This window comes from Clostridia bacterium (assembly GCA_017394805.1).
Classification (GTDB): Bacteria; Bacillota; Clostridia; order Christensenellales; family CAG-1252; genus RUG14300.
This window is the reverse complement of the sequence record JAFPXC010000025.1, coordinates 36,106-62,104: the sequence shown is the minus strand read 5'-3', so window position 1 is coordinate 62,104 and position 25,999 is coordinate 36,106. Positions and strand designations below refer to the sequence as shown.

25 protein-coding genes, 1 tRNA gene and 1 pseudogene are annotated in these 25,999 nt (G+C 51.8%); 18 read left to right on the top strand and 9 right to left on the bottom strand.

Going from position 1 to position 25,999, the window contains the following annotated elements:
* Positions 1 to 218 (top strand): hypothetical protein (locus tag II896_06535; protein ID MBQ4444290.1); only part of this gene is annotated, 218 nt, incomplete at its 5' end.
* A 175-nt stretch (positions 219 to 393) separates the two neighbouring features.
* Here II896_06535 and II896_06530 read toward each other — a convergent pair.
* Both II896_06530 and II896_06525 read right to left on the bottom strand, forming a co-directional pair.
* Positions 394 to 933 carry an adenine phosphoribosyltransferase gene (locus tag II896_06530; GenBank protein MBQ4444289.1) on the bottom strand — a complete coding sequence of 180 codons (540 nt, stop codon included), beginning with the start codon at positions 931 to 933 and terminating at the stop codon, positions 394 to 396.
* A 13-nt stretch (positions 934 to 946) separates the two neighbouring features.
* Positions 947 to 2,401, bottom strand: a complete 1,455-nt coding sequence (locus II896_06525; protein MBQ4444288.1) for a proline--tRNA ligase — start codon at positions 2,399 to 2,401, stop codon at positions 947 to 949.
* 159 nt (positions 2,402 to 2,560) lie between these two features.
* Here II896_06525 and II896_06520 point away from each other — a divergent pair, with 159 nt between their 5' ends.
* Both II896_06520 and II896_06515 read left to right on the top strand, forming a co-directional pair.
* Positions 2,561 to 3,862 (top strand): Sapep family Mn(2+)-dependent dipeptidase, encoded by a 1,302-nt coding sequence (locus tag II896_06520; protein MBQ4444287.1) that lies wholly within the window; start codon positions 2,561 to 2,563, stop codon positions 3,860 to 3,862.
* Positions 3,863 to 3,941: 79 nt separating this feature from the next.
* Positions 3,942 to 4,238, top strand: a complete 297-nt coding sequence (locus II896_06515; GenBank protein ID MBQ4444286.1) for a DUF1294 domain-containing protein — start codon at positions 3,942 to 3,944, stop codon at positions 4,236 to 4,238.
* A 185-nt stretch (positions 4,239 to 4,423) separates the two neighbouring features.
* Here II896_06515 and II896_06510 read toward each other — a convergent pair whose 3' ends face one another.
* From II896_06510 to II896_06495, 4 genes are all read right to left on the bottom strand, one after another.
* Positions 4,424 to 4,600 (bottom strand): hypothetical protein, encoded by a 177-nt coding sequence (locus tag II896_06510; GenBank protein MBQ4444285.1) that lies wholly within the window; start codon positions 4,598 to 4,600, stop codon positions 4,424 to 4,426.
* Positions 4,601 to 4,874: 274 nt separating this feature from the next.
* Complete coding sequence (locus II896_06505) at positions 4,875 to 5,594, bottom strand: hypothetical protein (GenBank protein ID MBQ4444284.1); 720 nt, start codon at positions 5,592 to 5,594, stop codon at positions 4,875 to 4,877.
* 159 nt (positions 5,595 to 5,753) lie between these two features.
* Positions 5,754 to 6,191 carry a DUF2442 domain-containing protein gene (locus II896_06500; protein ID MBQ4444283.1) on the bottom strand — a complete coding sequence of 146 codons (438 nt, stop codon included), beginning with the start codon at positions 6,189 to 6,191 and terminating at the stop codon, positions 5,754 to 5,756.
* Between the two features lie 12 nt (positions 6,192 to 6,203).
* Positions 6,204 to 6,458: a DUF4160 domain-containing protein gene (locus II896_06495; protein MBQ4444282.1), complete on the bottom strand. Its 255-nt coding sequence runs from the start codon at positions 6,456 to 6,458 to the stop codon at positions 6,204 to 6,206.
* A 64-nt stretch (positions 6,459 to 6,522) separates the two neighbouring features.
* Between II896_06495 and II896_06490 the strand changes: the two genes are divergently transcribed.
* Positions 6,523 to 6,708: a hypothetical protein gene (locus tag II896_06490; GenBank protein MBQ4444281.1), complete on the top strand. Its 186-nt coding sequence runs from the start codon at positions 6,523 to 6,525 to the stop codon at positions 6,706 to 6,708.
* Positions 6,709 to 6,824: 116 nt separating this feature from the next.
* On the opposite strand, the gene II896_06485 is transcribed toward II896_06490, so the two are convergent.
* Both II896_06485 and II896_06480 read right to left on the bottom strand, forming a co-directional pair.
* Positions 6,825 to 11,603 (bottom strand): InlB B-repeat-containing protein, encoded by a 4,779-nt coding sequence (locus tag II896_06485; GenBank protein MBQ4444280.1) that lies wholly within the window; start codon positions 11,601 to 11,603, stop codon positions 6,825 to 6,827.
* A gap of 352 nt (positions 11,604 to 11,955) precedes the next feature.
* A complete protein-coding gene (locus II896_06480; protein ID MBQ4444279.1) occupies positions 11,956 to 12,696 on the bottom strand; it encodes an undecaprenyl-diphosphate phosphatase in 741 nt (246 codons plus the stop codon).
* A gap of 142 nt (positions 12,697 to 12,838) precedes the next feature.
* Here II896_06480 and ychF point away from each other — a divergent pair, with 142 nt between their 5' ends.
* The 14 genes from ychF to II896_06410 all read left to right on the top strand — a co-directional run bounded on the left by ychF (position 12,839) and on the right by II896_06410 (position 24,246).
* A complete protein-coding gene (gene ychF, locus II896_06475; protein ID MBQ4444278.1) occupies positions 12,839 to 13,930 on the top strand; it encodes a redox-regulated ATPase YchF in 1,092 nt (363 codons plus the stop codon).
* 9 nt (positions 13,931 to 13,939) lie between these two features.
* Positions 13,940 to 15,622 carry an arginine--tRNA ligase gene (argS, locus tag II896_06470; protein ID MBQ4444277.1) on the top strand — a complete coding sequence of 561 codons (1,683 nt, stop codon included), beginning with the start codon at positions 13,940 to 13,942 and terminating at the stop codon, positions 15,620 to 15,622.
* A 140-nt stretch (positions 15,623 to 15,762) separates the two neighbouring features.
* Positions 15,763 to 15,839: transfer RNA gene (locus tag II896_06465), tRNA-Arg, on the top strand.
* 425 nt (positions 15,840 to 16,264) lie between these two features.
* The gene (locus tag II896_06460) at positions 16,265 to 16,534 is read left to right on the top strand and encodes a hypothetical protein (GenBank protein ID MBQ4444276.1); all 270 of its coding nucleotides are present in this window, start codon (positions 16,265 to 16,267) and stop codon (positions 16,532 to 16,534) included.
* A gap of 15 nt (positions 16,535 to 16,549) precedes the next feature.
* Positions 16,550 to 16,777 carry a hypothetical protein gene (locus II896_06455; GenBank protein ID MBQ4444275.1) on the top strand — a complete coding sequence of 76 codons (228 nt, stop codon included), beginning with the start codon at positions 16,550 to 16,552 and terminating at the stop codon, positions 16,775 to 16,777.
* A gap of 60 nt (positions 16,778 to 16,837) precedes the next feature.
* Positions 16,838 to 17,260 (top strand): hypothetical protein, encoded by a 423-nt coding sequence (locus II896_06450; GenBank protein MBQ4444274.1) that lies wholly within the window; start codon positions 16,838 to 16,840, stop codon positions 17,258 to 17,260.
* A 2-nt stretch (positions 17,261 to 17,262) separates the two neighbouring features.
* Positions 17,263 to 17,979 carry an N-6 DNA methylase gene (locus tag II896_06445; GenBank protein MBQ4444273.1) on the top strand — a complete coding sequence of 239 codons (717 nt, stop codon included), beginning with the start codon at positions 17,263 to 17,265 and terminating at the stop codon, positions 17,977 to 17,979.
* Positions 17,976 to 18,329: a DUF3848 domain-containing protein gene (locus II896_06440; GenBank protein ID MBQ4444272.1), complete on the top strand. Its 354-nt coding sequence runs from the start codon at positions 17,976 to 17,978 to the stop codon at positions 18,327 to 18,329. The genes II896_06445 and II896_06440 overlap by 4 nt, the downstream gene beginning before the upstream one ends.
* A 190-nt stretch (positions 18,330 to 18,519) precedes the next feature.
* Positions 18,520 to 19,062, top strand: coding sequence for a hypothetical protein (locus tag II896_06435; GenBank protein MBQ4444271.1), 543 nt, complete (start codon positions 18,520 to 18,522; stop codon positions 19,060 to 19,062).
* A 262-nt stretch (positions 19,063 to 19,324) separates the two neighbouring features.
* A complete protein-coding gene (locus tag II896_06430; GenBank protein MBQ4444270.1) occupies positions 19,325 to 20,344 on the top strand; it encodes a hypothetical protein in 1,020 nt (339 codons plus the stop codon).
* Complete coding sequence (locus II896_06425) at positions 20,341 to 21,645, top strand: PcfJ domain-containing protein (protein MBQ4444269.1); 1,305 nt, start codon at positions 20,341 to 20,343, stop codon at positions 21,643 to 21,645. The genes II896_06430 and II896_06425 overlap by 4 nt, the downstream gene beginning before the upstream one ends.
* A gap of 25 nt (positions 21,646 to 21,670) precedes the next feature.
* Entirely contained in the window at positions 21,671 to 21,994 is a 324-nt protein-coding gene (locus II896_06420; protein MBQ4444268.1) for a hypothetical protein, read from the top strand.
* Between the two features lie 67 nt (positions 21,995 to 22,061).
* The gene (locus II896_06415; GenBank protein ID MBQ4444267.1) at positions 22,062 to 22,982 is read left to right on the top strand and encodes a DUF1738 domain-containing protein; all 921 of its coding nucleotides are present in this window, start codon (positions 22,062 to 22,064) and stop codon (positions 22,980 to 22,982) included.
* 133 nt (positions 22,983 to 23,115) lie between these two features.
* Positions 23,116 to 24,246, top strand: coding sequence for an XRE family transcriptional regulator (locus II896_06410; GenBank protein MBQ4444266.1), 1,131 nt, complete (start codon positions 23,116 to 23,118; stop codon positions 24,244 to 24,246).
* A 344-nt stretch (positions 24,247 to 24,590) separates the two neighbouring features.
* On the opposite strand, the pseudogene II896_06405 reads toward II896_06410, so the two are convergent.
* Positions 24,591 to 25,613: pseudogene (locus II896_06405) on the bottom strand (IS30 family transposase).
* Positions 25,614 to 25,999 lie beyond the last annotated feature (386 nt).

Sequence of the window (25,999 nt, the reverse complement as noted above, 5' to 3'; positions counted from 1 at the left end):
TGTACGTCCAGCAGATCAAAAACGCCGTGCCCTACCTTCGCACGAATTGGAGCCTTTTCTCCAAGCCCATGGTCATGACGGACGCCAATGGGGTGAAACGCCGCGTGACCGCCGCCAATACCAAGTTTATCATGCGCCTCGGGTTGGAGTTTGAGGCCGTGACGTCCGAGCCGTACAAATTGATGATTTGCTCCCTCGCCTACTCCGCGCTGCGTTAGCGCAAGGCAAGCGGTCTTCCCTTGCGACCGCTCGACGAGCACCGCATGATTGGACTTTTCTACGCCTTTTGCACGAAAACACCCCCTACGTAGGGGGCGTTTTTGCGTATAGAGGGGAAGAAAAAGGGCGTTACCCAATACGGAAACGCCCCTATAAATCAATCAAACCGCACGTTTACAGCAAGGGTATCTTGTCCAGATAGACGATGTCGGAACGATCGGCGGCGTCGCCCTCGGCGAGGACGAACGCCTTTTTGTAGACGACGCCACCCGCCAACTCGACGATCTTTTCGAGCCCCAAAAGGCTACCGCCCGTACTGACTACGTCGTCCACGATGGCGACCTTTTTGCCTTTGATGAGGTCGGCGTCGTGCTTGCTGAGGTAGAGCGTTTGCTCGCTGCCGGTGGTGATGGATTGCACCTTGGACTCGATGCCGTCCTGCATATAGAGTTTCTTGCTCTTGCGACACACGGCGTAGAAGGGTTGACCGAGTTCGCGCGCGACGACGTGCGACAGTTGCAAGCCCTTACTTTCGGCGGTGAGAACCACGTCGCACCCCTTGACGAGCTTGGCGATCTCCTTGCCGCAATGCTCGGTGAGCAAGGTGTTGCCGTGCAGGTTGAAGAAGGCGATCCTGACGCCCGAAGGCAGGGGCAATACGGGCAGATCGGTGTCGAATCCTTTGATACAAAGATGATAAACTTCTTGGCTCATAACGTTCTCCTTATCAATACGCTTTGGCGAAGTAGATGGTGTAGCCCTCGCCTTTGGCTAATTTCTTGCCGCAGCACACGCATTTGTCGCCCATCGGCGTCTGGTCGAAAGGCATACAGCGACTGCTGGCGGACGTGAGTTCTTTCACCTTGTCCTCGCAGGCGCGGTCGCCGCACCACATCGTGCGCACGAAGTTGCCGCCGTCCACCGCCGCTTTGAGCTCATCCATATCGGCCACGTCCACTATGTGGCTGTCGCGGAAAGCCATCGCTTTGAGGTACATATTGCGTTGAATGTCGGCGAGGTGTTTTTGCACGGTATCGGCGATGCCTTGCAAGGACGCGGGATTCTTCTCGTGGGTGTCGCGGCGCACCAATACGCAGGTGTCGTTCTCGATGTCGCGGGGGCCTATCTCCATACGGCAGGGCACGCCCTTCATCTCCCACTCGTTGAACTTCCACCCCGGGGACTGGTCGCGGTCGTCCACGTAGACGCGCACGCCCGCTTGGCGCAACTCGTCAGCCACCTCGGCCACCTTTTCCAACACGCCGCCCTTATGCGCGGCGATGGGTACGATGACCACCTGATAGGGCGCCACCATGGGTGGCAACGCCAACCCGCGTTGGTCGCCGTGCGCCATGACCAAAGCACCGATAAGACGGGTGGAAACGCCCCAACTGGTCTGGTAGGGATAGTGCAAGGTATTGTCCTTGTCGAGGAACGTGATGTCGAACGCCTTGGCGAAGTTCTGCCCGAGGTTGTGCGAAGTGCCGCTCTGCAGGCTCTTGCCGTCCAGCATCATGGCCTCGATGGTGTAGGTGGCTTCCGCACCCGCGAACTTTTCTTTCTCGGTCTTGCGGCCGGTCAGCATGGGAATGGCCAGCACGTTCTCGGCGAACTCGCGGTAGACCTCGAGCATTTTGAGGGTTTCCTCCTGCGCTTCCTCGGGGGTGCGGTGGGCGGTGTGTCCCTCCTGCCACAAAAACTCGCTGGTGCGCAAGAAGGGGCGCGTGGTCTTCTCCCAACGGACGACGTTGGCCCATTGGTTGATCATCACGGGTAGGTCGCGCCAGGACTGGATCCACTTGGAATACATCGTGCCGATGATGGTCTCGCTGGTGGGGCGTACGACCAACTTCTCGGGCAATTCCTCGTCGCCGACGTGGGTGACCAAAGCCACCTCGGGGGCGAACCCCTCCACGTGCTCGGCCTCACGCGTGAGGAAACTGTAGGGAATGAACATGGGGAAATAGGCGTTTTGGTGCCCGGTGGCGCGGAAACGCTTGTTGAGTTCCTCTTGAATGATCTCCCAAATGGCGTAGCCGTAGGGGCGAATGACCATCGTGCCCTTGACGGGGCCGTAGTCCACCATGCCCGTCTTGGTGACGACGTCGGTGTACCATTGGGGGAAATCCGCCTGCATATCGGCAATCTCTTTGACGAATTGCGTATCTTTGTTGTTGGCCATAATGACTCTCCTTGATGCTTGATGCCCTTAAATTATATAGCAAAGCCGACCAAATGTAAATAATTTGCTTCGTAATTGTTTATTATTGCGCAAAAATATAGTATAATGGGAGCGAAATACGGGCGAAAGGGCGACTCCTTTCGCAAAGCGAGGTAGATTATGCAAGGATATTTTGACGACGTGATACACACGCTTGCCGATTTGGTCGGCATGAATACGGTGGAAGATACGCCCCAACCGGGCGCACCCTGCGGCGCGGGCGTTCGCAAGGCGCTCGACTACACTTTGGCTTTGTTCGAGCAATGGGGCTTCCGCACCCGCGATCTGGACGGATACTGCGGTTGGGCGGAAATAGGCGAAGGCGACCTGTTCGGCGTACTTTGCCACCTCGACACCGTGCCTCTGGGCGAGGGCTGGAAGTACGGCCCTCTGTCCGCCACCATCGCGGACGGCAAAATGTACGGCAGAGGCACGCAGGACGACAAAGGGCCCTTGGTGGCCTCTATGTACGCCCTCAAATCCCTACTGGACGAGGGCAAAACGCCCAAGATGCGCGTGCGCTTTATCTTCGGGTGCAACGAGGAGACGGGTTGGCAATGTATGGACCGCTATCTCGCCACCGAGGAGATACCCAAATGGGCCATAAGCCCAGACGGGGACTTCCCCGTGCTGAATTGCGAAAAGGGGTTGGGACACTTCGAGTTGAAGGTGGCTTGCCCCGACGTATTGGTACGCTTGGAGTCGGGCGACAGGGTGAATATGGTGCCCGATTATGCCGAGGCCGAGGTGCTTAGGTGCACGCCCGAAATGCGCTTCATGGCGCTGAAATATGGGGTACGTGTAGCGGAAAACGGCGCCGGCTACCGCTTGACCGCCACGGGCAAGAGCGCGCACGGCTCTACCCCCGAGTTGGGCGACAACGCCCTCGTCAAGGTGCTTGCGGTGCTGTCCAAAGCCGACGCGGGGCTTGACCGATTGTACCAAGCGCTCGCCGAAAGTACGGGCGCGGGATTGGGGCTCGACCTCTCGGACGAGGTGAGCGGCGCATTGACGATGAACGTGGGCTACGCGCACGCCGTGGACGGCAAAATAGCCGTGGGGTTGGATATACGCGAGCCTATCTCGGTGACCAACGCGGACGTCAAAGCGAGAATAGAAAAAGCCCTGCCCGAGGCGGACGTTCGCCTCGATAAAGAACACCCCGCCCTCTATATCGCCGCCGACCACCCGCTCATCGTCAATCTTTTGGCGGCCTACCGCGAGGTGACGGGCGATATGACGCCGCCCCGTTGCATCGGCGGCGCAACCTACGCGCGGGCGTTGCCTTGCGCCGTGGCGTTCGGCCCCGTCTTCCCGGGGGACGAGGAAATGTGCCACCAGGTGGACGAATACGTGCGGTTGGACCGCCTCGAACAAATGCTCGCCGTCTACCGCGCCGCATTCGCGAAGATTTGTTTTTGACAGCATACCCGTTGCCTTGACGACGAGGCAAACGATCCTGCGGGCGACGGCGTTCGCCCCTACGCAAAGGAGAAAGATTATGATTATTTTTTATATCGTTTTGGCCTACTTCGCACTGATGAGCGTCATTACCGGCTGTATGTACGCCGCGGATAAGAAAAAAGCCGTCAAAGGCTCCCGTCGCACGCCCGAAAAGGTGCTACTTCTTATGTCCTTCTTCGGCGGCGCGGTGGGCGGCTTCCTCACCATGCAGATCGTGCGGCACAAGACCAAGGCCGAGCATTGGTATTTCACCGTAGTCAACCTGTTGGGCATCGCTTGGCAAGTGGCGGCGCTGGTCCTTATCTTCATCTTCCGTGCCAAAATGCCCATCTGACCTACGGCGTGGCTCTACTCTATCGGGCGCGATTCGTGCGCCGACGGCAAAATGATAAGCGTTTAAAAACCGTTGCAATACGTCAATCGTAGCGGTAAACTACAAAAAAAGAGGGATTTTCCCTCTTTTTTATTGCGCTATCGCTCGTTGAGGCGTATTTATTACCGACCGCGTGAAAAGTATCGTTATACGAATAAGGCCACGATGGACAGCGCGAGCGTGTAGAAGCCGAAGAGGGGCATGGCACGGCGAAAGGCCTTGAGCATAAGGCGCAACCCCACGAGGCCGAAGACGAAAGAGGACAGGGCGGCCGCCCATCCCCCGTCGTCCGTTCCAATCCCTTTTTGTTTGGTTTTCGGCAATTGCGGTTACGGTGTAAGACGGGCCTTGTCTGGTGGCGCATCGCGCCGCCACTTGTTCAAGACAAGGACCGTCTAACTGTAAACGGCTTCACGAGTTCCACTGGGTTCCACCGAGTTCCATTTTTACTCAAGACACATTTATGCTTATTCGCTGAGTAGTGAGCAAATGATTTTTTTACAGCGACATCTTTAGTGCCAACAAAAGAATATCTCCGTGGCTTTGTATACAGTATATGTTTCGCAAAAATGAGAACCTCTATATTATCGCTGCGCTTTAATCGGTCTTGGGATTAACTTGTTCCCAAACCTTGTCAAAATGCGCCGTTGCCATTTCTATCATGTCCAATTCTTTATCGGTGCTTTGCTTTGAATCCGAATGGAGCTTTAGAATAGCGGCTTGACGAGATGAATAGGGTGGCAATGAGATATACAGCAAGCAGTCGCTTTTCTGCAAAGTATTATTTTCGCCGTATGTTTGGCACAAGATCATCGGAAGTCTATATTCATCGCTGAAGTGACGAATTTCAATATTATTACAATAGTTCTCATCTTTCAACAGATATTCTAATTTATTCATAACTTCGTCTATTTCATCGCTGATTTTTTTACATTCGTCACGTCCACCAAATGATACTTCCAAACTTTCAATGTGCGCCAAAAAAGCTGTCTCCCTTGTTGCGATGAGTATCTCCACCTTTTTGTTTAGTTTTACCGCTTTTTCTATCAATGTCCTGTATGTCTTAAAAAAGGATACGCCTGAAACAAACATTATTTTGATGACGTCAGAATGCAAAAACATATATTCAAGTTCTTGTTGCTTTGGGTAACGTGTTAAAAAAGATTGTATACCGATTTCTTTTAATCCTGTCGCAAATTTGACTTTAGAATAATACTTTTTTGTAAAGAAAAACGCAATAAGTGCGGAAACTACGGTGATTAGTAGTGACTTTACAAGATCTAAACCTATATCTGTTAATTTTTCCGTTATATTCATATGCTACTCTCCTTTATTTGGCATCAGTTTTTTAATGAGTTTATACAAGAATTTGCTTTGCTTTATTTCATATCGTCAAACAACAAGGCAGTTCCGCCAAAAGAACCGCAGCGCTTCGTTGCGGTTCTTTGTTGCTTTGTAGTGTCATCGGAATAACAATTATCCCACTTTTGGCGCCCCGTACTCGCGTTCCATCGCTTTGATGGACACCACCCATTGCTTGCCGTACTTGCAGGCGTCCACGCCGTTGACGAGTTTGCCATAGGCGATTGCTTTGCGCAAGGTGCTTTCGTTAAGCCCCCACAATTGGGTGGCGTCGGTGAACGCCAACAGCCCGTCGAAGGGCGTTTGTATCGTTACGCCGTTGGCGAACAATTCGTCGCAGGACAAATCGAGGTCGTCGTTCCAGACGATGCCGAACCCACCCACGTCTACCTTTACGTCATAAAACAGGTGCGGCGTAGTCACGAGTGCCTTGAACGTCGGCCACTTGTCAAGCAACGGCTTGACGTCGTAGATTTTGGTCACGCCTTCGGCGAACTGCACGCACAGGCGATAATCGGCTATCGCAGTCACGTCTTTCAATTTGTGAAACATATCGTCATCTCCTTATTCGAGCGGGGGCAATGCCTTGAACTCTTGCGTTTCCCAAATGCGCAACAATTCGTGCTTTTGCGCATTCGTCCATTCACGCACCATCGAGAGCGCCTTGGGCGGAAGGTTACCCTCTAATATCTCGCCCGTTTGAATGTCGATGGCCGCCATATTGTCGCCGTATAGCGCGTGAATATGGGGCGGATTATGCTCCGCCTGTTGAAAATACATCCGAATGATAATTCCGTAAAATCTCGATAATACCGGCATACGTACCCTCCTGCTGTTTTTATTCTTATTATATCACGATACCGTGATATTGTCAATACATATTATGCAAGAATCCGTTTTGTTTTATTCCATATCGGCATACGACAAGGCCGCCCCGAAACAAAGAACCGCAACGGTGCGCGTTGCGGTTCTTTGTAATGGGGGTGATTGGGAGAAAACCGTTGCTTTCGTTGGCGGCGTCATACTGAGCCAATGCGCCGTGCGCGTGTTGCGCCTAAAGGGCAATTGACCGAAGTATCTCGAAGGGAAGTTCCTCTTGATAGGGGATGTTTCGGTCTATTGCCCAATGCGCAGCTATGGCGCAACGGCGCACTTTGTGCTTGCTCAACATGACGGGGGGACGCCTCACGATAGCCTAATTTTCAAAGCGGGGACAACACCGCTACTAGTGTCGCCGACATTGCGGTAGCTGCCGACATTGCCATAGTAGCTGACGAAACGCGCGGAGTAACTATAACTAGAGATGGGCGAACGGAGCCACCAATAGCCGTTACCATAGTAAGAACTGTTTGTGCTTGTCTCAGCGCCTTGGCACTTGGCATAGTCCGTGTTTTGCTTGCGTCTTGCCGTATCCTTGTCGCCGTAATTGCTACTAAATCCGTAGGCGGCGGTCGTTACCTCTTGCTCCGAGAGTAGGAATACGTAGTCCTGCGTATTCGCGCAGGCGTAGGTGTTGTTGCCACTGTTAAAGGCGGTGGCGCTGCTATCGGGGTTGGTAGAGCGTGCGCTGTTGTTCACCGTGGTGAGGAGTATCAATTCCTTCTGCAGGTCGTTGAATGCCGTGTTGTAGAAGGTGTCGTTCAGCCATTTACGGATGTTGGACAAGGCATAGTTGTTGGCATAGCCCGTTCCACCGTTGTGGGAGAAGGTATAATAATCTACGTTTTCGTGATAGAACTCCCTGCTGTCTATAATCATCTCACACAAGATAAGCGCTTCCCCACCCGCCTCGCTGAGAATACGCCACTTGATGGGTTCGTATTGGAACCAATACACGTTGCCTGTAGTATAGCCGTTTTCGTCTTGTATGCTATTGCTTGCGCCACTGCTAAATCTGGTGGAGTACGGTCTATATGAAGTAAAGTACACGCCACGGTATTTCTCCCCGTTGTACGTCAGGTCGATGTACCACATATAGTCGGATACCGAGCCGTTGATATAGTATCCATAACTCGTCCAGGCTTGCGCATTCTCCGCCGTGGGCAGGGTGCCCGCCGTAGTATTAAGTGCAGTTTTGATTGTGCTGTCCGTCACCTCGGTCTGTGGATAGGTGCCGAAGTAAATATAGTTGCCGTCGCGCAGATAGGCACTCTCCGTAGTAGTAGTAGAGGTAGTTTCGCTCCACTTGGCGTAGAGCATCACGTCGCCATCCGCTGAGGTGATAGTGGTCACCTTGTTGACGAACGTACTCTCCTTGTACCAGCCGAGGAAGGTGTACGCGGTAGTTTCGGTAGTCACGCTGTAGTTGCCGTTGCCGAGGCTCTTGTTCGTTATATTGCGGGCGGTCTCCTTGGTGGCGGGGGCGAGCGTGACGCCTTCGCCTATCGTTTCCACGGTGTAGGTGGTGGGGTTACTGCCGCTATTGGTGCCACCATTGAGGTTGTAGGTGATGGTATAGGTGATGATATTCCATTTAGCGTATACCGTCATGTTGCCATGGCTACCTGCGGCAATGCCCGTCGTGGATTGCGTACAAACTGAGTTGGTATACCAACCTGCGAACGTGTAGCCCGTGCGGGTGGCGTCGGCCAACGTAATGGTATTGCTCTCCACGGTGTAGGTGGCGGGGTTACTGCCGCTATTTGTGCCGCCATTGAGGTTGTAGGTGATGGTGTATTGTGTGGGCGTCCACTTGGCGTAGAGGGTAAGGTCGCCCGTACTGCCCTTGGCGATTTGCGTCTTTTTGTTTGTCAATGATGAATTGGTGTACCATCCACCGAACGTATAACCCGTGCGGGTGGCGTCGGCGAAGGTGATATCGTTAGACTCAACCGTGTACTTGGTAGGATTGTTGCTATCATTAGTGCCACCATTAAGGTTATAGGTAATCGTGTATTGTGTGGGCGTCCACTTTGCATAGAGGGTAAGGCCGCCCGTACTTCCCTTGGTGATTTGCGTCTTTTGGTTGGTCAGGGACGAGCTGGTATACCAACCGCCGAAGGTGTAGTAGTCGCGGGTGGCGGGGGCGAGCGTGATGGTATTGCTCTCCACGGTGTAGGTGGTGAGGTTACTATTGTTATTGGTGCCACCGTTCAGATTGTAGGTGATGGTATAGGTGATGATGGTCCATTTGGCGTATACCGTCACGTAGCCGTGGCTACCTGCGGCAATGCCCGTAGTGGATTGGGTACAGGCGGAGTTGGTATACCAACCGCCGAAGGTGTAGCCCGTGCGGGTGGGGTTGGCAAAGGTGATGGCGTTGCTTTCCACCGTGTACTCAGTGGGGTTACTATTGCTATTGGTGCCGCCGTTGAGGTTGTAGGTGATGGCGTACCGTGTGGGCGTCCACTTGGCGTAGAGGGTAAGGTCGCCCGTACTTCCCTTGGCGATCTGCGTCTTTCGGTTGGTAAGGGACGAGTTGGTATACCAACCGCCGAAAGTGTAGTAGGCGCGGGTGGCGTTGGCCAACGTGATGGTGTTGCTCTCCACGGTGTAGGTGGCGGGGTTGTTGCTACTGTTGGTGCCGCTGTTCAGATTGTAGGTGATGGTGTACTGCGTGGGTGTCCACTTGGCCGTATACGTCTTATTCTCGGCGGTCATTGTGATGGTGCAACTGAGGCCGGTGCCCTCGCTGACCTTGGTATTGCCGTCATACCAACCCAACCAAGTATAGCCGTTGTTGGTAGAGGCGGTGAGGGTGACGGTGCTACCGACGGTGACTTTCTCGCGTGATTTTTGGGTATAGGTGCCCGCATCGCTGAGATTGGCGTCGGTGGACACGGTGTAGTAGGTGTAGCTCGCCGTGATGGTGCTGTCGGCGGCGGGGGAGCGGTAGGTGTAGTTTTTGTCGGCGCTGAGTTTGGTGCCGTTCTTGTACCAACCCTCGAAGGTATAGCCCGTGTTCTCGGTGGCTTTGAGCGTTACGGTATTGCCCGCCAGCACCACGCGGTTAAGGTCGGACACGGCGACTTTGCCGCCAGCTGCGAACATATTGCCGCCGTACACGGCGAAGTAGACGCCCGTATTGTAGTCACCCTCGCGTTGCAGATTGATAGAGCATACGCTACCCGCATTGGCCGTGAACGTGATTGTCTTGCGTGTGGTATTAGTGGCGACCACGTTGGTGTAGCCGTTGGCACCACTCACATAAATGCGCGCGCCATAGGTAGCACCCTCTTGGGTATTGCGATAGGAGAGGGTATAGGTGCCGCCCGTCTTGGCGACGAAGTAGTAGGAGACGGCCGCACCGCTCACCTCGGCATAGGTCTCCTCTGCCAAAGAGGCGGCGGTGTATGCCGTGACGATCCGGGCGCCTGTGGGTAGGCGGTACCATTCGGCGGTCAGGTTGAGATCGCCGTATATATCTCTTGCGAAGTTGTAGATAGAGCCGTCCTTGTACCACCCTCGGAAGAGATAGCCCTCGGCCGTGGGATCGGCGGGGTAGCGCAAGCCCTCTTGGGTGGTGACGGTCTGGGTGTGCACGTTGGTAGCGCACTTGTCGTTGTTGACGTTGAAGAAGACGTTGACGTTGTCCAACCCGTTGCCCGATATGCTTGCCGTGCCCGCGTCGGTATCGTTCGACTGCACGACGACGGCGTAGTGGTTGGCGCGGTAGCGGGCGGTCAGGGTGACGTCGCCCGCTATCTTCCAGGTGCACTTGGCGGTGCCGTCGGTGACGTCCTCGCCGTTCATCGTCCACCCCGTAAAGGTATAACCCTCTTGAGTGGGTACTGCCAATTGCTCGGCTTTGTCGAAGGTGACGGTCTGTTTGGTCTTGGACAGGCTACCTCCGTTGGCTTGGTAGGTGACGGTGTAGGTATTTGGCGTGGCGTCGGGCGTCAGACGAATGGCGCCCTCGTAGTTCTTGGGTACGGTTTCGCCGATTTTGACGCTACTCGATTTCCAGCCGTTGACGGTGTAGCCCGCAATGGAGAGATTGGAGGGGGCGGTCAGGGTGTCCAACGTAGTGACCGCGTAGGAGTCCACGTAATCCCCGTACACGTCGTATATGCCCACCGATACGTCGTAGCGCTTGTAGAGTTCCAACGTATAGGTCTTGGATTGCGTTTCGTCCGACGAAGTGACTACTATGTAGAAGAGGTTGCTGCCGCTGTCCAACCTGCCGTAGTCGTTGGTGGCTATTTTGGTGCGGATTTCATCGCGACCCATCTTGTCGTAGTAGAGTTTCCATGTGGCGGAATCGTTGTTCAAAACCACCTTGTCCGACATATCCATCTCGTTGACGTTCTTCTCGATGACGACGGAAATGTTGTTGCCGTCTATGGTGGCGCCGTCTACCGACGTGACGCGCACTTCTTCGGCCGTCCACTTGGCGTAGAGGGTCATATCCTTGGTCACGCGGTCGGTGTCGAAATCCCATACGTTGCGCGTGCCCGAATCTTTGTACCAGCCCGCGAAGACGTACATCGTCTTGGTGGGTTGCGCGGGGGCTTCCAACCGCTCGCCCTCTTTGACGGTCTTGGGCGCGACGTCCGTGCCGCCTTTGCTGTCGAACTTCACCGTGTAGGTCTTTACGGAAGGCGTGGGCGTATCGGCGTTATCGTCGGAAGATTTGGCTTGCCCCGTTGAATCCTTTACGGAGGCGGTGCTGTTGTCGGTGTATACGTTGTAATACACATAGTCGCCGGCCGCATTGCGTTCGCCGATGGTGTAGGTGAAGACGCCGTTTTTCACGGTGCCCCACAAGAGGACGTCTTCCTCACCGAACATAGAAAGATAGCAGACGACCTTGCCGTCCACATATTCCACCCGTCCGGACATCCCTTCGTTGTCCGACCACCTGTCTTTCTCCAACTTAATCCAATCGTTGGCGTTTTTGACGCCGTCTTCGTAGTCGTAGTAGGTGCCCGTATAATTGCTACCCGTAGGGGCGCAAGAGGCGAGTGCGATAGAGACAGCAACTGCGATGAGTAAGCAAAATGCGACAATCAACGTCTTCTTCATAGTATTTCCTCCATATTTGAAAAACCGCCATATCTTTCGTAGATACGGCGGCATTATTTCTTGTATATAAATAAGATGCCGCCCCCTATGGGAACGGCAAATATAGTAATTGCTCCATTACCCATAAGTCGCCAAACTTATTCCAAACATTCCTTGTGGTACAAAGAAAGGATAATAGATACAACTGCTATTGAGAGAGTTGTACCACATAAGGAATATATTCATGTTTGGCGGCAGGGCAAGCCCTGCCAAGTTTGGCCTTTTCATTATACCCCAAAAGTATATGTCTGTCAATAGAGAGAAGTATATATTCCACTACGTTCGGGTTTGGGAGAAAGCACAATACCCTTGCTTACACGAACAAGGCCACGATGGACAGCGCGAGCGTGTAGAAGCCGAAGAGGGGCATGGCGCGACGGAAAGCCTTGAGCATAAGGCGCAACCCCACGAGGCCGAAGACGAAAGAGGACAGGGCGGCCGCCACCGTCAAGGGCACGTTAACCGCGCCCCAATCCGCTCCGATACACTCCACGACGGCGCCACCTATGATGACGGGTATGGACATAAGGAAGGAGAGACGCACGGCCTCGTCGCCGTCTATGCCCATAAGGCGCATCGCGCTGACCGTCGCGCCCGAACGCGATAGCCCCGGCAAGGCCGCCACGCCGTGCACCACGCCCGTCAAAAGCGCGTTGACGGGGGTGAGGGGGCGGTGCCGAGGGCGAATGGACGCGCCCCAAAATAGCAAACACGAGGTGGCCAAAAAGCCCAACGACAGGTATTTGCCCGTCAGCACGTCCTTGGCGAAATACATCAAAGAGGCGGCGATGAGAGCGGTGGGGATGCAGGTGAGGTAGAGCCACCCCGCGCGACGGGAAAGGGGGTGACGTACCCATAGAATAACGTCCTTTCGCATGAGAATAAGCACCGCAAGAAGGGTGGCGACGTGCGTCAGCAGATTGAGCAAGAGGCTGGGCGCGGTGACGCCCATGCGCTCCAACAGCAAGAGGTGTCCACTACTTGACACGGGCAGAAACTCGGTGAGCCCCTGCACCAAACCCAACAAAATACCCTTCAAAATATCCATCCACATACCCACAAGTCCCTCTTTTTTGCGATTTGGCGACAAATCTATGCGGTTTTGTTGAAAAACCGCTCGCCTTGTTGTATAATATTATTCGCTATAATACCAAGGTATGCGCGCCGTGTGCGCCAAACCATCAAGGAGTGACCGTATGAAATTAGGTGTGGTAGGATTGCCCAACGTAGGCAAATCAACTTTGTTCAACGCCATTACGCAAGCGGGGGCCGAATGCGCCAACTACCCGTTCTGCACCATCGAGCCCAACGTGGGCGTGGTGGCCGTGCCCGACGAGCGCCTCGACAAATTGGCCGCGTTGTACACGAGCCGCAAGGTGACGCCCGCCGTACTCGAATTCGTGGATATCGCCGGCCTCGTCAAGGGCGCCAGCAAGGGCGAGGGACTCGGCAACAAGTTCTTGTCGCACATCCGCGAGGTGGACGCCATCGTGCACGTGGTGCGCTGTTTCGACGACGGCAATATCACGCACGTTTCGGGCGCGGTCAATCCCCAAAACGATATAGAAACCATAGATTACGAGTTGATATTTGCCGATATCGAGACGGTGGACAAGCGCATCGCCCGCGTCAAAAATCAAGCCAAGAGCGGGGACAAGAAACTCTTGCCCGAGTTGGAGTGTCTGGAACGCGTGAAGGCCGCTTTGGAGGCGGGGCGCCCCGTCAGGGAGCAAGGATTGGACAAAGAGGAGCAAGCCTACCTCTACGATATGTTCTTGCTGACCGCCAAACCCGTCATTTACGTCGCCAATATCGGCGAGAACGATATCGGTAAGCCCGACAACAAGTACGTCCGTGCCGTCCGCGCCATCGCCGCCAAGGAGAACGCCGAAGTCATCGTGCTGTCGGCCAAGGTGGAGGCGGAGTTGGCGGCTCTGGACGAGGACGAGCGCGCCGTGTTTGCCGAGGAGTACGGCATCGCCGAGAGCGGCTTGTCTATGTTGATCACCGTGGGCTATCGCACGCTGGGACTTATCAGCTACCTGACCGCGGGCGAAAAGGAAACGCGCGCCTGGACCATCACCAAAGGCACCAAAGCGCCCCAAGCCGCGGGCAAGATACACACCGACTTCGAGAAAGGATTTATTCGCGCCGAGATCGTCAACTACCAAGACCTCTTGGCGTGCGGCAGCCTGAACGCCGCCAAAGAAAAGGGCCTCGTGCGCAGCGAGGGCAAGGAATACGTCATGCAGGACGGCGACGTCGTGCTGTTCCGTTTCAACGTGTAGGAGGGGGCTATGGATTACAAACGTCAAATCGCCGACCTCCTCACGCCCTATCTGCCCCAAGACGAGGCATACGAACTGCTGACGCCCCCCAAAGACGTATCCTTGGGCGACGTCTGTCTGCCCTGCTTCCGCTTGGCCAAGACCATGCGCAAAAGCCCCGTGGCCATCGCCGAGGAAATGGCCGCCGCTATCCGCAAGCCCGACTTCGTAGAGAGCGTCACGGCGGTGGCGGGCTACCTCAATTTTAAGTACGCGCCGTCCGCATTTGCGCGGGACGTGGTGGGCAAAGTGGTGCAAGAGGGCGCCGACTACGGCAAGTCCACGGTGGGCGCAGGCCGCCACGTCTGCATCGATTACAGCAGCATCAATATCGCCAAACCTTTCCATATCGGGCACTTGTCCACCACCGTGCTGGGCGCGGCGCTGTGCCGCTTGTTCGACGAGATCGGGTACCGCTCGGTGGGCATCAATCACTTGGGCGATTGGGGCACGCAGTTCGGCAAACTCATCGTGGCCTATAAGTTGTGGTCCAACCGCGAGGAAATAGAAAAAGGCGGCGTGCGCAAGTTGGTGGAGATATACGTCCGCTTCCACCGCGAAGCCGAGGAACGGCCGGAGTTGGAAGACGAGGCGCGCCTGTGGTTCAAAAAGTTGGAGTCGGGCGACCAAGAGGCCTACGACCTGTGGCAATGGTTCAAAGAGATCACCTTGGCGGACGATATGCCCGTGTACGCGCGCTTGGGCGTGCATTTCGACAGTTTGGCGGGCGAGAGTTTCTACAACGACAAAATGCAGCCCGTTATCGACGAGTTGGCGGCAAAGGGGCTGTTGGTGGAGAGCCAGGGCGCAAAGATAGTCGAGTTGGAGGGCATGGCGCCCTGCATCATCGTCAAGTCGGACGGCGCTACCTTGTACGCCACGCGCGATTTGGCCGCCGCAGAGTATCGTCACAAGACGTACGACTTCGCCAAGTGCCTGTACGTGGTGGCGTATCAGCAAAATCTCCACTTCAAACAGGTCTTCGCCGTGTTGGAGAAGATGGGTTACCCGTGGGCCAAGGATATGCAACACGTGGCCTTCGGTATGGTGAGCCTCGAAGAGGGCGCGATGTCCACGAGGAAGGGCAACGCCGTGTGGCTTGTGGACGTCATCGACAAGGCCGTGGCCAAGGCGAAGGAGATCATCGTGGAGAAAAGCCCCGACCTGGCGGACGCCGACCGCGTGGCCGAACAGGTGGGCGTGGGCGCGGTCATATTCTCCGCGTTGCAAAACAACCGCATAAAGGATATCGAGTTCAAGTACGACAAATTGCTCAATTTCGACGGAGAGACCAGCCCCTACGTGCAATATACGCACGCGCGGTGTCTGTCCGTGCTGGCCAAAGCGGGCGAGGGCGTTGAGGCCGAGGCGGACTTCGGCAGCCTCGACGACGACGTCAGCAAGGATATCGTGCGCTACCTCGACCGCTATCCCTCGCTCCTTCTGGACGCGGCGGACAAGTGCGAGCCGTCTATGATCACCCGCCACGTGGTGGACCTCTGCAAACTGTACAACAAATTCTACTTCGACAACAAGATCCTCACCGCGCCCCCCGCCGTGCGCGCCGCACGATTGGCCCTCACCCGCGCCACCGCCGTGGTCGTCGAGAACGGAATGCGCATATTGGGTATCTCGTTGCCCGACAAGATGTAGCCGCGACGGGCGACGAAACCACGAACGCCCGAGCGAGAGAAACCCGAATAGAACAAAGAAGTGGCGAGTTTATAAAAATACTTGCGTTTTTTGATTGACAACGCCCGTCGGTTGGACTATAATCATAGTACAATTCACTCGTACCTATGGCTCAACTGGATAGAGCTTCCGGCTACGGACCGGACGGTTGGGGGTTCGAATCCCTCTAGGTACGCCAGAAGAAAATAATACGAACTTTTTTAATCGAAGGTTCGTATTATTTTTTGCCCAAAATGAGTTTGTTTTGGCAATAAAGACAACTTAATATAGTGTTTTGTGCCATTTTGTATATAGAAATACACTTTTTTCATTTTCTCCCTCCTTTTGGTTTCTCTGTCTTTCGGTCGGTCATTGTATCACAGTTCTCGGAAAAGGCAATGGTACGGGAAAAATATTTTCGGGGGATAGGGGGTTGGTTTTGGTAACGTGAAAATATTTTTCATTCTCGCAACAAATAAAGGAATAAGAGGTAGTGGCTATGCTGCTACCTTTTTTGTTGCGCCCATTGCCTTTTCCAAAGTCTTTTATTTGTGTTCTTTGTACCGAACCGTGATACTTCGCCCTCTTGCCGAAAGGCAGAATAAACCACAGGAGGTATAGAAAATGAAAAAAGTAGTATTCACAGTTATCAAGGTCGGTAAAGAGAACGTTAAGACGTCGGGTGTCGGGTATATCACCGATACCGATCTCGTTACCGCTCAAACCAGTAAAGCAGGTAAACCGTATATCAGGGTTTATGAAGATTGCTTGAAATACTGCCATCAAGTACCCGGAACGGACAACGAGTACAAAGGGGCGTTTTGGGAGTTGTACGAAATCGACAGGCGTACCGTAAACGTCAACTACTACATCAATTACAAATTCATGGACTAAAAGGAGGAAACAACAATGAATGAACGTATCTATATGAAAGAGTTTCAACTTTGGAACGGTGAAAGATTTATCACTTTTGATTTGTTGGAAATAACTGATAAAGCAATCGTGGTAGCCGTCACGAAAGAAGGCAAGATAAGCGTATGCGAATACGAACTTTTTGAAGACGAACACGGTTTGTACTTCGAATACGGTTTGCACTACACCCGAATCAACATCAATGACTTCGAGGACGTTGAGTAAGGGCACGGCAACGTGCCCTTTTTGTTTACACAAAATCACACATACAAGGAGGTAAAAGATATGTGTAAGATAGCAACAAAAGAAGAACAAAAGGCAAAGGCAATCGAGTTTATGAGAACGCTGGATATCTACAAGCCCTATATACACGGCTTTGAGCAAAGCAATCGCGTGTGTTTCTTTGAACGCTTCGGCGGGTATTGGGTAGATCAAGAGCTGGAAATCTTCGCCAAGATGAAAGAGGTGGAAGAAACCTACAACTGTACCGTGTATGCCATCACACACGAATTGACCACGCTGGGCGAGATGTGGAGTTGCCTCTATGTGTCGCAATATACCGATGATTGGGAGTATAGCCTCACGGAATGCGAGGGGAATGCGTTTTACGTCGCGTCCTACGTTTGGAACAAGAGCGATGACCTCTGCTCGGAGTTGGGAGACATCGTAGTACGCACTTACGGCGGCGGTTTGAGCCGCGTTTTTTAACTATGAATCAAGAGAAGTTGAAGAAGTTAATCAAGTTGACCGAATCGCTGTCCTATCGACATTCTGCATACAACACGCTTGCCGATTTCTTTGAGATAGCGGCTATCGTCATATCCCAGCAGGCGGACTTAACGAACTATCCCTCGAGGGAGAAACGGTATCACGAAATTATCAAGAAATACAACAAAGAGGAAGTGGATATATTGGTCAAACTATTCGCCGAGACGTGGAGCGTACTTACCCACATGACGGAAGAAGGCTTTGGGGATTATCTCGGTGAGTTGTACATGCAAAGCGGCACCAAAAGCGAACTCGCAGGTCAATTCTTCACTCCCTATCACATTGCGCATTGTATGGCACAAATGGCATTCAGCGGAGACGACCCGAGATTGAATGACATACTTACCCTCAATGAGCCGACTTGTGGTAGCGGCGTGATGGTGCTGGCTACGGCAGACGCATTGTGGAATCAATACAACGTCAACTATGCCAGGCACCTTTTCGTCGTGGCTACGGACATAGACCCTCGATGCGTGCATATGTGCTATATCCAACTGTCGCTTGCGGGCATTCCCGCCATCATCGAACAACGCAACGCCTTAACGCAACAACTGATAGGCAAAACGTGGAAGACGCCCGCCCTTATGTTTCAATGGTCACGGTTCCGCGACTACATAGAGGGCTATCAAAAATCATTAGAACGGAGAACAATAGTATGAACGAAACGAATTACAAACAAGAAATACAAGAACGAGTGGAAAAAGAGTTTGATGCTTTCAAAGCGGATATGCTCACCAAAACGGTGGAGGAAGTATTTTTCAGCAACTACGAAATCCACGTCAAGACGGAACTAAAAGAAACGTTGTTTTACGACGAATACTTCAGCGATAGGATTTATCGCCTGCTTTACAAGGTCGGGGACGACTTGTTGGACTTCTTATACAACGAGTTTATTTCAGACGAGTTCGTCAGCGTAAACACCTATGACGATACCGCGCGTTTTATCCAAGACACGATGGAGTATAGGGACAGTCTGGGCAAAGAAGGAGATGGCGATGAAACCGTATAAGATAAAGGCACGTATCCATTCGTTAGATGGAAAGGAAGCCGAGGTAACGGTTATCGGCGAAACCCACGATAGCACACAAACAATCTATATCGTAGAGTATGGCGGAGTGAGATGCTCCGCCATTTTCAATATCTTTACAAACTGCTACTATGCAGACGATGTATACGGAAGAATCGAGGAGGAATAAGCAATGAAAAACAAACAAGAAATCTTATATGACGACTACTACGACAGCAAGCGAGAGGAAGACACCCGCCAAGAACTCTTCGATACCAACGCCGAGAACGAAGGATGGGCAAGCGTCGAGGACGTGCCCGATGACCGCGTCGAAGGCACCATCTACAGCGAGAACCAATGGATGTGGGACGATTTCAAGTATGCCCTCGTCCGATTGCTGAAAGACACTCCCTGCCTCATCGTTGGCACTTGCGGAAGATGGGACGGCCCCGCATCCGCAGGCTCATTCATTCGTGACATCACGGACCTTAGCCGTGGGCTATCCCACTTGGATTATCTCAAGGTCTATGACGTGGGCGGGCACTTATATATCGAAGGTAGCCATCACGATGGTAGCGACTTCTACGAGATAAAGAAACTCACGGGGAAAGGACGCCAACTTGCCGAGAGTAATCATTACGCCCATGATAGACGCCTACACCAAGTCCTAATGGGTAGCAACCTATTCACGGGTTTACCGCACATTGCCGAGGCAATAAGGGGGTGGGCGGGATGAGACCAGACGAGCATAACCCCAACGGGTTTATGGTGGTGTACATCGGGGAAGACGGAAACAGAGTCGTTTGTTTCAATACGTTCCGTTACAAAGCCGCAAAGCGATACAAAGACGGACGCGTAGCAAGGGAACAACGCAATAAATACCGCAACCGATACTACATACAACCCATGACAAGGAAAGACAAAATCAAGTGGAAGTCGCTGCCGTTTTAGGTGGTGATTTCTTTTTAAGAAAAACACAAAAGGAGGTATTGAAAGAAATGAAAAAACTAAACCTACACGCAAGTGGTCCCGAGCAGGAACGATTAAAAGCCTACTTGGAAGAAAGTGCAAGCGACGCATTGGCGGAAAAGATCAACAACGGAACGCCATACGAGAAAGACGGCAAGCAGTTGATCAACAAGAACGACCTTGCGGACTTTATGGCGTATGCCACCAAGCAAGCCGAAAAGATGGCGAAGGAAAAGAAAAAGACGGGCTCAGTGGCACTATGCGTAGATGGGGAGATCATCATCGGTTGGCTAATGCACTACTTCGAGGAAGACGATATCGAGGGTGTATTGTATACCCTTGACGGCACCCCGTATAAGCCCGCCACGAAACCCGTTGCGAAACCGACGGCGAAACCTACCCCAACCGTTTCCACGCCACCCAAACCGAAATCCCCGCAAACGTCCATGTTCGATATGTTCGACCTATCCACCGACAAGAAAGATGAGGCGGGACCCGAACAGAAAGAACCCGATACCGAGGACGAAAGCGAGGACCCCGACGTAGAAGAACCAGAGGAAGAATCCACCGAAGAAGTCGCGGAGGAAGAACAAGAGGAACCAACACCCACGGAGGAAGTAACACCCACCGTAGAGATACCCAAGCCGAAACCCGTTAGCGGGTTATATGCACGGTATGTGGACTACCAAGATTCCTACCCCGATACCATTATCGCTATGCGAATCGGTGACTTTTACGAGGTGCTGGGTGATGACGCCGTGGAGATAGCAAAGCGGTTGGACTTGACGCTTACAAGCCGAGACGTTGGCTTAGAAAACCGTGTACCGTTGGTGGGATTTCCATACCACGCGGCAGAAATCTACTTCAACAAGATATCCGCCATTAAGATGGTGGTAGTAGTGGAGGGTGATGGAGAGGTTCGCGGTTATCCCGCACCCAAAACATCGGTTGTTGAGGAACCCGAACAGCCCAAAGCGTCTTTGGCAAAGTTCGACGACGAGCGATTTTTCGAGCTACTGCGCATTTTGGATAAAGTGGAGGTGAAATGATGGAACAAGCTGTAAAACTACCAAATATCAGACCTATCCCGCAACGTATCTTTGAAAAAATAAAGAAAGAGGATATACGTCGGTGCCCTCAACAAAAAAGCGCAACAAGATTCTATGCCTACCTTACCCGAATCAAAGGCAAACTTGCCAAAATCACCGTAGGAGTAAAGACCTACAAAAAACAATGGTATTGTAAGCAAGTAGTGGTACATATCGTCAACGACAAATACTGCTATGTGGGCGACATGATACTTAACTGGCTTGGCGGTTATATCGTAGATTGGCATTTTGAAATACCTTCCATGCGAATGTATTATCGCTATTCGGGATGGGGCTGGTCCGGGGCAAAAGGGTATGACCCCGATGCTCCCATCGTCAACATAAACTATATGCGGACGTTTCCGGAGTACAAATACAGCGGCTATCAACAGTTACAGACCTCACACCTAATACAGTTCATATCTCAATACGAGAAATATCCCGTAATAGAGTTCTTGATGAAGTTCGGCTACTACAACTTTTGGATGAGCAAGCAGATATGCGAACTTGCCACCAAAGACAAGGGATTTCGCAAATGGTTGGTAAGGCAGAGGAACGTGAAGGGGATAAACTACTATTACGTATCCTCTATTATCAATGCCTATAAGCGGAATCGAGACGTAACGCAACAAGAGCAAATCGAGCGAGCGAAAAAAGAGTTTGCCAAGTCGGATTACAAAGAACTACGGCAAGCATTCACGGGAGAACGTGAAAAGTTCCTTGCCTACTTGGAAAAGCAAGGTACAAGCATAGCCAACTACCGAGATTACTACAAAGCCTGTACAGAATTGGATATGGATATGAGCATACCTCGTAACCGCTATCCACACGACTTCCGATATTGGCACGATGTACGTATAGACCAATACCACACCAAACTTGCGGAAGAAGACGCAAAGAAACGCGCCGAACTCTACGCCAAGTTTTCGTCGGTCATCGAGAAATACACCATGCTGGAGAGGAACAAAGGCGAGGGGTATGTGGTCATCATCGCACAATCTCCCGCCGAACTTATCAAGGAGGGAAACGCGCTTAACCATTGCGTTGGGCGATGTAACTACGACCAAAAGGTGGCGAGGGAGGAGAGTTTGATCTTCTTTGTACGGAGAACAAGCGAGATAGACGTGCCATTTGTCACGATGGAGTACAGCATACCAACAAGCGTGTGCTTCAACTCTATGCGGAACACAACACCAAACCATCGGACGAGGTGCAATCATTCCTCCACAACAAATGGCTGCCGTATGCCAATAAGAAAATGAAACAAATTGCGGCATAGGAGGAAGTATGAGCAAATACTATAGAATCACAGCGTATCACAAAGACATCAATAAGTGCTGTATCATCGACAGCAACGGCATCTTTGAAAAACAGTTTCAATTCACGTTCTATCTCTATGATAAAGGCTTTGAAATCATAGAGGTAGGCGACACGGACAAGTTTTTGGACGTCAATATCGGTCTGGCCGAACCCAACACCGAAAAGATGATACTGCGTGCCGAGATGGATGGTAGACCGATAGAAACCACGGCAACCGTAAGGGGCGTAACCTATCGCGCCATCATGGTGGAAGATAGGGTCTATATCCCCAACAAGTTCGCAAGAGTATGACAAACATAATAAGCACGGAGCCGAGGGCAAAACGCTCTCGGCTTTTGCTATGCAAAAGGAGAAACAAATGAAAAGCAAATTCGACATTTATCAAGACATCACCGACCGCATTATCGCCAAGTTGCAGCAGGGAGAGATACCGTGGAATAAGCCGTGGGTGTGTAGCGGTGCAAGAGTGGACGCGGGCACATCGAAACAGGTTGCCTTTAACCGTGTGACCAAACGGGCATATAGTCTACTCAACCAACTGACCTTGCGGCGGGTTGGCGAATATGCGTCCTTCAAGCAATGGACGGAGTTGGGCGGGCATATCCGCAAAGGAGCGAAAGGCGAAATCGTGGTTTTCTACAAGTGGCAGACTTACAAAGTGCCCGCTGACAAGAAGGGCGAAGACGAAGACGAAAAGAAATGGAAATTGAAAGAAATACCCATTCTCAAATACTACGTTGTGTTTCATATCGAGGATGTCGAGGGAGTGGAACCGCTTGCCGAGGACGAATTCAAAGGAGAGGTGCAACGCTTTGATGATGACGCCGATGCGGAAGGTGTGATGGAAGACTATCTCACCTGTGAGCACATTCCTTTGACCTACGAGGGCAACCGTGCCTTTTACCGCCCTTCCACCGACGAGATCTACCTACCCGAAAAGTTCAAGTTCGGACGTAACGGCGCAGAGTTTTATTCCACCGCTTTTCATGAAATGGTACACTCCACCGGCGCAGAAAAGCGGTTGCACCGCGAGTTCGGAATGTTTGGCGACGGGGTGTACAGCAAAGAAGAGTTGGTAGCGGAGATCGGCGCCAGCTCAATCCTCTACGTATTGGGAATAGAAACCGAACGTACGTTCCAAAACTCCACCGCTTATATCCGATCTTGGCTCAAGGCACTCCGCAACGACAACAAGATGGTGGCGTCCGCGGCAGCGAGAGCGGACAAAGCCGTGCGGTTAATCCTAAACTACAAAGAGGAAGATACCGGCGCGGCGTAAAGTGATGAAACACGAATAAATGAAACGGTAGCCGGGAGCATTCCACTCTTGGCTATTTTCATTCAGATAACCATAAACATTGACAACAGGGCGTCAAATAGGTTATAATCAATACCAACATAAGGAGTTCGATATGCGATATGTGTTAAAACAATATGACCATATTCTGTTGAAGTTCTCGATAAAAAGGCTCGAACTCGGCAAGGTGCAGTATTCCGTTGATTGGATAAACGAGGAATACCGCTATTTGCTACCCATCGGCATGACTCCTGATGCAGACGGGATAAAGAAGTGGTTGTCCGAAAGAACGATTCCCAAAAACCGCGAATATGTCGATAGGATATTAACGCAAAGTGGGTTGTCCCATGGGGACACAATGGGCATTATCAACCTTTGCAAAGGTTTGTCCCTTAATGACTGTTATTGGGTCGTTGAAGAAGGCTTCGACGGCAAATTCGCCGATTATAACCTTTTTCAAAACAAATTCACGCGTACGCTTGCTTTGATTGCCTACACTGGTTACGGCTCCAACACAAAAAGAGGCTTTACATCATCTCCCGAATACACTACCAATGGCATGCTCCGCAAATGCTGGCGTAGGGTGAGTGGCAAGATATATCTCTACAAAGGTGGCACGTCGGGTGCCGCCAATACGGGCAAAGAGCCCTATTCGGAGTATTATGCCGCGCAGATTGCCGCCGCTATGGGTATCGACCATGTAGATTACGGCCTTTCTATGTGGCACGATTCGCTTTGTTCGACCTGCGAACTCTTTACCGACATCAATACGTCTTATGTGCCCATGCACAAATTCTTGTCGCAAAGCGGCTTGCGAGAAACCGCCGATTATCTCAAAGGGATGGGAGATAAGTATTACGATGCGTTTGTCGATATGCTCGTATTCGACGCTTTGATTTATAATACCGACAGGCATTACGGCAACTTCGGCTTGCTTGTGGACAATCTAACCAACCAACCGATACGATTCGCTCCGTTGTTCGACCATGGCTTATCCTTGTTCAATTATGCAATGGACGATGACATCGCCAACTTACCCGCTTATGCCAAAACGCGTTCTTCCGCATTCAATGCATCCTACGAAGAAATAGTCAAGACATTCATTACGCCCAAACAAAAGGCACGGTTACGCCATATAATCAACTTCAAGTTTAAGAAGCATCCGCGCTACAATCTGTCCAACACACGATTGCAAGCCATTGAGAAGTTTTTGCAAACAAGAGTACAAGAATTGTTATCATTATAGAAAAAGCGTTTAATTTTCAGCCATGCCGAAAGCATACCACTCTCGGCTATTTTTGAATTGTCAAGATAATTTTACAAAAAAATGGATTGAAAACAAAGTTTTTTTCAAATTGACATATTTCCGTATGTTTTTGAATGGTTTATGAGCGTTAGACGGATGCCGAAGGTGCCCGCTTGCCCTTTCGAAAGGGCATGCCGCCGCTTTTGAACGTGCAAAAAGGGCCGTCGCCTCGGACGGCTTGTAAAACCAGCTCGTCAACCTCGATACTCAACGCCGGACCACGGCGCAGCAATACAACCAGGTAGACAACCCAGCTACAAAACAGCATTAAATCAAAGGATAGTTTACGCGAGCCGAGCCAACTCCGCGGCAAAACACTCCGCCGACGTCGCAAAGCCATGGACTTGCCGAGGATAGGCATTCACCCAATCCTCTACGGTTTGTATATCCTCATCGGTATACGCGCCGAAGTCCGTACCTTTTGGCAGACGTCGCCGTATCTCGCGGTTTAGCCGCTCATTAGATCCACGCTCGCATGAGGTATAAGGGTGGCAATAGTAAATTGACGTGCGCCGCCCGTTATAGATAGAACGCTCCAACCCTTCATAGTCGGAGAATTCCACTCCGTTATCGACCGTGATAGACTTAAATACCGTGCGGAACGCCGCCCGAATCGCCGTTCCAGACGATTGAGATAGTGGACTACTGTATCCGCTTTACGGTTAGGCATTTTGTATATAATCTCATATCTTGTCTTACGCTCCGTTAAAGACTAAAAGCACGTCCCGCGTAGACTTGCGCCCGACTGCGCAATCCATCTCCCAGTGGCCCAACTCACCACGCGATAAAATCTCTTCGGGCCGCTTCTCTATGCTCGTGCCCCGGGGCGGACGTTTGGCCGTTGTCTTTTTGTAATGCTTTTTGCGGGACTTCATCGGCAAGTCTTTCATTGAGATATGCAGGAAGACCCCATCGTGGATATACCGATATAGCGTTGTCTTGCTTATACATATCTCAGGGAATAGGCCATCGCGCTTGATTTCACCGAGAACAGCGCAAGGGGACAGTTTAGCGTCAAGGACGCGCCGCTCGACGTATTCCACAAACTCGTGGTGATTACCCAACTAATAGGCGCCCCCTTGGCCGTCGCGTTGAGTTTCGCACGCTCTTGCGCCATCTCGGGAGAAACGGACTTCTTCTTTGTAGTGCTTATCACCGAACCAATCCGTATACGAAACAATCGTATGCTTATATTCGCCGCGTTTGATTTCTCTATACACCGTGGATAGGTGTACCCCTAACTTCTCGGCTATTTCCTTTTTAGTCAAACCCGCATCAAGGCATTTTTCAAGGATTAGCCGGGGTATACGTCAATGTTTTGTTTCCTTTTTTCATTCGTATCACCGTCCTTTCCTCTATCCTTGATACTCCGCCCCCTGCTTGACTATCGCCCTAAATTGTTGCTTTTGGGCATAGAAAAAGGAGGTGTGATTCCAATGCTCGAACTGATAACAGCAATTATCAATTTGTACACTGCACTTATCGTACTGTGGTACTCGACGTCTCGCAAGGAATAACCCCTCCCGTGAGATAGTCTACCACAATTTGTAGGCGCTCGTCAAGCACCACGGTAAACTGCTTCTTAAGTCTCCCCGTACCTCTTAGATAGACGAGAAGAAGTCACAAATAAATTATTAGCCTTCGAATAATGATAAGGAAACCGAAAAATAATATTTTTCTTGCATTTTTCTAT